General features: G+C 47.5%; 7 protein-coding genes. 2 read left to right on the top strand and 5 right to left on the bottom strand.

Annotated elements, in window-relative coordinates:
• Positions 1-130 precede the first annotated feature (130 nt).
• Positions 131-397, top strand: coding sequence for a restriction endonuclease subunit S (locus HZB61_06535; GenBank protein ID MBI5056250.1), 267 nt, complete (start codon positions 131-133; stop codon positions 395-397).
• A 79-nt stretch (positions 398-476) separates the two neighbouring features.
• Complete coding sequence (locus HZB61_06530; protein ID MBI5056249.1) at positions 477-704, top strand: hypothetical protein; 228 nt, start codon at positions 477-479, stop codon at positions 702-704.
• Between the two features lie 528 nt (positions 705-1232).
• On the opposite strand, the gene HZB61_06525 is transcribed toward HZB61_06530, so the two are convergent.
• The 5 genes from HZB61_06525 to pilB all read right to left on the bottom strand — a co-directional run bounded on the left by HZB61_06525 (position 1233) and on the right by pilB (position 8538).
• Positions 1233-2609 carry a sigma-54-dependent Fis family transcriptional regulator gene (locus tag HZB61_06525; GenBank protein ID MBI5056248.1) on the bottom strand — a complete coding sequence of 459 codons (1377 nt, stop codon included), beginning with the start codon at positions 2607-2609 and terminating at the stop codon, positions 1233-1235.
• 122 nt (positions 2610-2731) lie between these two features.
• Positions 2732-4312, bottom strand: a complete 1581-nt coding sequence (locus HZB61_06520; protein ID MBI5056247.1) for a PAS domain S-box protein — start codon at positions 4310-4312, stop codon at positions 2732-2734.
• Between the two features lie 105 nt (positions 4313-4417).
• Positions 4418-5623, bottom strand: coding sequence for a type II secretion system F family protein (locus tag HZB61_06515; GenBank protein MBI5056246.1), 1206 nt, complete (start codon positions 5621-5623; stop codon positions 4418-4420).
• 3 nt (positions 5624-5626) lie between these two features.
• Entirely contained in the window at positions 5627-6706 is a 1080-nt protein-coding gene (locus tag HZB61_06510) for a type IV pilus twitching motility protein PilT (protein ID MBI5056245.1), read from the bottom strand.
• Positions 6707-6831: 125 nt separating this feature from the next.
• Complete coding sequence (pilB, locus tag HZB61_06505; protein ID MBI5056244.1) at positions 6832-8538, bottom strand: type IV-A pilus assembly ATPase PilB; 1707 nt, start codon at positions 8536-8538, stop codon at positions 6832-6834.
• Positions 8539-8610: the final 72 nt, after the last annotated feature.

Genomic DNA, 8610 nt, shown 5'->3' with positions numbered 1-8610 from the left:
CCACTCATCACTTGTTCCATGACTTTAACTCTTTGTATTTCCTTCTGACTCAAAACTATTTCTCCCTTCATAGGCTTCTCCTCCTTGAAGGGGACATTTTACCTTTGCAGTTAATAGGGCCATTATCCCTTTGCTATCACAATTCTTTTTTATCTTATTCCAAACTCTTCAAACCTATGCTATCAAAAAGGCTCGTGGGATGGCTCAGTTGAACCTAAATTCTGGGCTTGTTCGTGCGTTTCCGCTTGGCCTTCCACCTCTTGCCGAACAACACCGGATCGCGGCGAAGGTGGATGAACTGATGGCGCTCTGCGATGAGATGGAGGCACGGATCAACAACAACACTACGACCAGCCGGAAAATTCTTGAGGCAACGTTGCAGGACGCGGTTAGTTGAGCAGTGACCAGATATTGATTTTTCATTTTGTTACTGTCATGTTATCTGACAAAGGCAATCATCTATAAGTAGTGAGGTCATGAAAACCGTTAAGTATGAAATTAAACTCAAAGGTCTTGCGACGCCCGATGGCACTATTTCGGTAAAGGCCCTGCTCGATCTTATGGGCAGTCTTACCGACTGCGCCGAGCGCGGTTTGCTGCTGGACGCTCATGTGATAAAGAACAAAGAAAACCCGGCGAAGAAATATTCTCGGAGACGCCGCAGGCATTCACTGACATGGAGCTTTTTGGCGAAGTCCTGCTGAAGCTGGACAGAAAAGACTGGCTGCAAAAGATTTGGGCACAATGGCCCGGCGATGAATCTATTGAAGAAATATTGCGGGACCTTAAGAACTGAATATGCAGTTTGAGCAATAACGATATCTGGATTGCAGCAACAGCTTCCGCTCTTAACGCGACTTTACTGACAACAGATCGTGACTTCGATCATCTGAACAATCTGTTTCTGTCAGTCTCTTATATTGACCGGCATCTGAATGACAACGTATTGTTTCTGGAAAACTCCATAGCCCGCAGAATAGCACCATTAATTGAAGTTTCAACACATTTTCCCCAAGGCGTTTTTAATCCGGATATTGCACGAGACCATGAATCGTGCAGGGGCACGGAATTTTATTCAGAGAGGATGAACTATTATGGCCAAAGCTGAAGCATCAGTTGAAGAATTTATTGGAATGATCGAGCGGGGGGAACTCCGACTGCCGGAGATGCAGCGGCGTTAGGGCTGGTGGTCTACACGCTTGCGTGACCTTCTTGATTCTCTGTATCGATGCCTAATCCGTAATTATCTTTCTCTCAATGCCGTACTTTTTCAGTTTGTGTCTGAATGATCTGAAGGTGAGGTTGAGGAGTTTTGCGGCTTCGGTCTTGACACCGTTTGTCTGTTCGAGGGCTTTAAGCAGGTATGCCCTTTCCATGTCTTCCATCATTTTCTCAAAGTCCATGCCTCCGGACGGCACGGCAATCCCCTTTGCGATGGTTGAGGCGGACCTGATTTCTTCAGGGAGATGTTCCACGCCCATAACTTCCCTGTCGCAAAGGAGCACCACCCTTTCAATAATATTTTCAAGCTCCCGGACATTTCCCCTCCACCGATAATTCTTGAGCATTTCCATTGCGTCAGGGGAGAACTTCTTTTTGTCACCGGCGAATTTTTTCAGGAAATGGTCCACTAAAACCGGGATGTCGTCACGGCGCTCCCTGAGAGGCGGGATTTTCACGGACAACACATTCAATCTGAAATAGAGGTCTTCCCTGAAGAGGCCTTTTTCGATGAGGTCTTTTAAGTCTTTGTTAGTGGCGGAAATAATTCTCACATCAACCTTTATGTCGGCCACGCCGCCGACCCGGCGGAAGGCGCCGCCTTCGATAACTCGCAGGAGCTTTGCCTGCAGGTTCATGGGCATTTCTCCGATCTCGTCAAGGAAGAGCGTGCCGTCGTTTGCAAGTTCAAACAGTCCCTGTTTATTGGCCGCGGCGCCTGTGAAGGCGCCTCTCATATATCCGAAGAGTTCGCTCTCAAGAAGCCCCTCCGGGATCGCCGCGCAATTGATTGCTACGAAGTGCTGGTCTTTTCTCAGGCTGAGGTTGTGGACCGCCTTTGCGACAAGCTCTTTGCCGGTGCCGCTTTCTCCCAGAATAAGCACGTTCGCGCTACTCTCGGAGGTCTTGGTTATTATGGCAAACATCTCCTGCATCGCCGGGCTGCTGCCGATCATATTTTCAAGGGACGGCGACTTTAGCTGTTCTTTCAGGATGGAGACGTCTTTCAGGAGCTTCAGTTTTTCAAGGGCGTTTTTTATAACAAGCCTGATCTCATCCATCTGAAACGGTTTTGAGATGTAGTCATACGCCCCGTGCTTCATCGCCTCTACGGCTGATTCCGTCGTGCCGAAAGCGGTCACAATTACCACTACGGTTTCCGGCGAGATTTCTTTTACGTTTTTTAAAACCTCCATCCCGCCGGCCTTCGGCATCTTCATGTCGGTGATGACAAGATCGTAGATGTCTTTTTTTACGGCGTCAATTGCCGCAGCGCCGTTGTCGGCGGTGGCTACGCTGTAGCCCTCGTTTTTGAGGAAGATCTCAAGGATCTCCCTCATGCTCTTTTCATCGTCAACGACTAAAATTTTACCTTTTGTCTTTTTCATAGAAAAAGCTCCTCCACAGATTTCGCAGATTGCACAGATTAAAATAGCTTCAAAATATCCGTGTTAATCTGTGTAATCTGCGGATGTTGTTTTCCTCTGTGTTCTCTGTGGTAAAACATTTCTCAAATCACCGGCAATATCACTCTGAAAGTCGTTCCTGTTCCGGCGCCCCTGGAATTAACAACGATCTTGCCGCCGTGTTCTTCAGCTATCTTCTGGGCAATGGAAAGTCCAAGCCCGGTCCCTTTTTCCTTTGTAGTGTAGAAGGGATAAAAAATTTTGTCCATGTCGCCCGGATTTATCCCCGTGCCAGTGTCCTTGAAGATTATCTCTACGGTATTATTTTTCCTGACCGTATAAATGTCCACGCTGCCTCCGTCAGAGACGGCGTCAAGAGCATTTATTCCGAGGTTCCAGAAGACCTGCCGCATCTGTTTTGCGTCTCCGGTGACCATCAGGCTGCCGTCCAATTTCGCCGATATTGTAACATTTTCATTGATTGATCCTGAACCTTGCAGGAGGGTCGTCACGTCCCTTAAGGACTGATGCAGGTCGAAGGGTTGCTTGTCCAATTCTTTCGGTCTTGCATAGAGCAGGAAGTCCGTGATAATTCCGTTGAGCCTGTCCATCTCGGACAACGCAATGTTCATGAGCCTGTCCGCATGTTCTTCGGAGACCTTTTTTTCATGCAGCATTTCAATGGACGCCTTTAAAGAGGCGAGGGGATTTCTGAGCTCGTGGGCGATCGAGGCGGAAAGCTCTCCGATGAAGGCCCATTTCTCCTTTCTCTTAACTTCTGCCTCCATTGCCTTTAGTTCAGTCAGGTCCTGGAAGACGCCGATTATTCCAATTGGGTTCCCGGCGCTGTCCTTCAGCGGGGAGAGCCTCATGCCGACCGGGAAGGCGTCGCCGTTTCTTAGTATCTCGCCTTCAATTCTGTCCAGCGGCACTTTGCAATTTGCCAGAAAGGGGAATATCTCTTCAGGTGTTTTCCCGGCGACGTCGCTTTGAGAGAACTTTGTTATTTCCTGTGCTGAGGTATTGAAAGTAATGATCCTCCTGTCTAAATCCGTTGTGAATATTCCGCTGGGCATGCTTTCAATAATATAGCGGCTGAAGGCCTTTAAGTCTTTCAGGATAGTGTCCCTCTCTTCGAGGCTCTTCGTTGCCTTGTGGAGTTTATCGGAGAGGTATCCGCTGAGAAAAGCGACAAGATAAAATGCGATGAAATTGGCGAAGATGTTGTAGAAAAAATCCTTGTCCGCAAAGTAAATGCCCGAGGGAATTTTTAATATTTTGTAGTACTGGAGATCTATGAGGGTCCCGTAGAGAATGCTGCTTAATGTGGCGATAACATAACATGCGCGGCGGTCCAGGATGATACCCGCGGATAGTATGCTCAGCGGGAACATGAAGGAGAACATGCTGCCGATGCCGCCTGTCATATATGTAAGAACTGTTATGGAAATGACGTCGATAATGATCTGCGCATATGAAAAGAAGATAAAATGCCGGTCATCCCTGGCCCACCTGAGGACGAGGGCATAGCATATTGTCAGGAAATAGAGAAAGGCTATGAAAAAGGAAAACGCCGTAGGATGAAACAGCCTCTCGTAACCGATCCTGAATATGTAAGAGGAGCCGAGCAGGAGGGTGACTACCGTGACCCTGATAAAGATCAGGGCCTGGATCCGTTTAAACAATTCTTTTTGCATCGCTTAATTGTATAAGGGTTGAAGACAAAAGGCAAAAGGCAGAAGAAAGAATTGTTAAATTCATCCTCCCGCCTTCATCTTTTGCACTTGTAATTACTTGACCAGCGTTATCAGCTTGAATATCGGCAGATACATGGCAACTACTATGAATCCGATAGTGCCGCCGAGAAAGATCATCAGCACAGGCTCTATCATGGACGTGAGATTACCGACTGCCTGGTCAACTTCTTCATCATAGAAATCCGCGATCTTCCCGAGCATATTGTCAAGGGCGCCTGTGGATTCACCGACCGCGATCATTTGTGTGACCATCGGGGGGAATACTTTTGACTGGGTCAACGGTTCGGCAATTGTTCTTCCCTCGGAAACCCCCTGCCTTACTTCCATGACCGCCTTTTCAATCACCCTGTTGCCTGCGGTTTTCGCAGTTATGTTCAAACCATCGAGTATGGGCACACCGCTGCTTATAAGGGTGCCGAGCGTGCGCGTGAACTTTGCCACAGCGACTTTTCTGAAAAGTATCCCGACAACAGGAAGCCTAAGGATTATTCTGTCTGTAACCATCTGGCCTGTTTCCGTCCGCCGGAACTGGACAATAGAGACTATCGTGGCGATAATGCTTCCAAACATTATCAACCCTCCGATTCCGCCGAGGAATTTACTCAAATCAATTATGATCTGGGTCGGCATCGGCAGGGTCCCGCCAAGCGTTGTAAACATTTTTGCAAAGGTAGGCACGACAAAGACCATGATGATCACGATGACCATGATGGCGACTGTAATAACAACTGAAGGGTAAACCATCGCGCCCTTGACCTTCCTCTTGAGTTTTTGGGCCTTTTCAATATATGAGGCAAGCCTGACGAGAATGGTGTCCATAATACCGCCTGCTTCACCGGCCGCAACCATATTCGTATAGAGGTCTGAAAAGACCTTAGGGAATTTTCTAAGGGCGTCCGCAAAGGTGGAGCCGCCCTCCACGTCGCTTTTTATTTCGCCGATACTCTTTGCAAATCCGGGGTTCTCGGTCTGCTTGGAGAGAATATCCAGCGCCTGCACGAGCGGCAGTCCCGCTCCTATCATCGTTGCAAACTGTCTTGTGAAAATAACAAGGTCTTTGTCCGTGACTTTCGCTCCGAACGCACTGAAAAGGGGTTTCCCTTTCTGTGTAACACTTGTCGGAGTTATGCGCTGTTTACGCAGGTAACCTTTTACTTCTTCCATCGAACCCGCGGTAAGCTCGCCTTTTACAACGGCGCCTTTTGCGGATTTCCCTGTCCATTTAAATACGGTAGCCATTTATTACACCTTTCCTAACGAAGCCCTTTGCATCATATTAAGCAGCTCGTCCGGGACCGTGGATTTCGCAAGGGCGTCTTCGTACGCTATTAAACCTTTTTTATACAATTCAAAAAGAGACTGGTTCATTGTCTGCATCCCGAATTTGGCCTGGCCTGTCTGCATCATGGAATATACCTGATGGGTCTTGTCCTCTCTGATGAGGTTTCTGATGGCGGGAGTGGGGACAAGCACTTCTACCGCCAGTACCCTGCCCGCGCCTGTTTTTTTGGGAAGAAGCTGCTGGGATATTATTCCCTCAAGGACAAAGGACAGTTGTATCCTGATCTGCTCCTGCTGGTGCGCGGGGAATACGTCTATGATGCGGTTTATCGTCTGAATTGCGGTATTGGTATGCAGGGTCGCCAGAGTAAGATGTCCGGTCTCCGAGACGGTAAGCGCAGCCTCTATTGTTTCCAGGTCTCTCATTTCACCGATCAAGACAATGTCTGGGTCCTGCCTAAGCACATACCGGAGTGCGTCCTTAAATGACGCTGTATCCGCGTTTACCTCTCTCTGGTTTATCAGGCAATTTTTGTGTGCGTGGATAAATTCAATCGGGTCTTCAATTGTAATTATGTGTTCATGCCGCTCTTTATTTATCTTGTCTATCATGGCCGCAAGTGTGGATGATTTCCCGCAACCTGTTGGGCCGGTGACTAAAATCAGTCCTCTTGGTTTCTTGGTAAATTCAGTCACTATTGGAGGCAGTCCAAGCTCGCCGAAGGTCCTTATGTTGTATGGGATAGTCCGGAATGCTCCTGCCACAGCGCCCCGCTGCATGAATATGTTTGCCCTGAAACGGCTCAGCCCTTTTACGCCAAAGGAAAGATCGAGCTCATTGTTCTCCTCAAATTTATGCTTCTGTGTATCGGTAAGGACGCTGTAACAAAGCGCCTTGGTGTCGGCAGGTGAAAGGGCGGAACTGTTAAAGGGGACGAGTTTGCCGTCAACCCTTATTCTTGGAGGTGTGCCGGTGCTTATATGCAGGTCTGAAGCCCCTTTGTCTATCATAATCTTCAGCAATTCGTATAACGTTTCCATAAACCTACTCTTAAATTATACCTAATTATGATTTTCCGTCATTAATTTTTCAGTAATTTCCATCACTAACTATTTACAGTAAGTATTAATACGGCAAAACCCAAAAAATTCTTAACATTCTTGTATTAATCACTAAACGTCACTCTCAGGACTTCTTCTATCGAGGTCAACCCCTCTCTCAGTTTTGAAAGGCCGCTCATCCTCAGGCTTTTCATTCCCTGCCTTACGGCTTCTCTTTTTAAATCCAGTGCCGTGGCGCTTTTAATAATCAGCTCCTTCATCTCATCTTTTATCGGCATTACCTCATATAAGGCTATCCTGCCTTTATATCCTGTTCCATTGCATGTGGGGCAGCCTTTGCCTTTATAACACTTAAATGTACCGATTTCATCTTTGGGGATACCCGCGTTGATGAGGACGGATTCCGGGATGGCTTCTTCCTCTCTGCAGTTATTACAAACTTTTCTGCACAGCCTTTGAGCAAGGATCAGCAGTACGGATGCAGAGACTAAAAACGGCTCCACCCCCATATTTACCATTCTCGAAATGGTGCCCGGCGCATCATTGGTATGAAGGGTGCTAAGCACGAGGTGTCCGGTAAGTGCCGCTTTTACGGCAATCTCCGCGGTCTCAAGGTCTCTGATTTCACCAACCATTATTATGTCCGGGTCCTGTCTCAGGAATGATCTGAGGGCGGCAGCGAAGGTAAGCCCGATCTCCTCTCTGATATGGACCTGGTTGATGCCGAGAAGGTTATATTCCACCGGGTCTTCAGCGGTCATGATATTAACGTCTATGCTGTTGACGGTGCTGAGAGCGGAATACAGCGTTGTAGTCTTACCGCTTCCGGTAGGGCCTGTGACTAAAACCATTCCATAAGGCGAGCTTATTGCTTCGTTAAAATCCTTCAGTGCCTTTTCTTCAAAACCGAGCCTTGTAAGGTCAAGCACGAGGCTGCTCTTGTCGAGGATCCTCATGACTATCTTCTCGCCGAAAAGTGTCGGCAAAGTCGAAACGCGGAGGTCGACCGATTTGTCTTTTATCTTCAGCTTGATCCTTCCGTCTTGCGGAAGCCGTCTTTCCGCTATATCAAGCTCAGACATAATCTTTATTCTGGATGAAAGCGCGGACCTCATTTTTAAAGGCGGCTGCATTACATCATAAAGCATGCCGTCTATTCTATAGCGCACCCGAAACTCCTTTTCATACGGTTCAATGTGGATATCGCTGGCGCCTCTCGATATCGCCTCGCTGAGCAGCAGGTTGACGAGCTTAACAACCGGCGCTTCTTCCACCGCTGTTTTCAGTTCGGATATATCAACGTCTTCTTCAGTCTCCTTGACAAAGTCCAGGCTTTCTTCTTTTGATTCGGTCGTTATGCTTTCAACAACGGTCTGAAGAGCGTCTGATTGTTCATAGTGCCTGGATATCGCATCTTTAATTGAGGCCTCCGACGCAACAACGGGCTTTACATCATAACCCGTCATGAATTTTATATCGTCAATGGCAAAGACATTGGACGGGTCCGCCATTGCGATTGTCAGGGTAGCGCCGTTTTTTGAGAACGGGAATATATGATATTTATATGCGACGTCGTACGGAATGAATTTTACAACAGAAGTATCTATCTCTTCGGCGGAAAGGGTAATAGCAGGTACCCCGTATTGCTTGCTGAGAAACTGTACCAGTCTTTCGTTAGTTATAAAACCCAGCTTAACAAGGGCTGTGCCGATGCGTCCCCCCTCTTTCTTTTGCAAATCAAGCGCCTTGAGCAGTTGTTCCTCTGTAACAATATTATTGCTGACGAGCAGTTGACCTAATTTTGCAGCCATTCTTAATAAAACCTCAAATTCCCTTTCGATAACAACCTATTACCAAGTTGCATACATGTTGTCAACTAAACC

It is taken from the genome of Nitrospirota bacterium, from assembly GCA_016214845.1.
Classification (GTDB): Bacteria; Nitrospirota; Thermodesulfovibrionia; order UBA6902; family UBA6902; genus SURF-23.
This window is presented reverse-complemented; position numbering and strand designations above follow the sequence as displayed.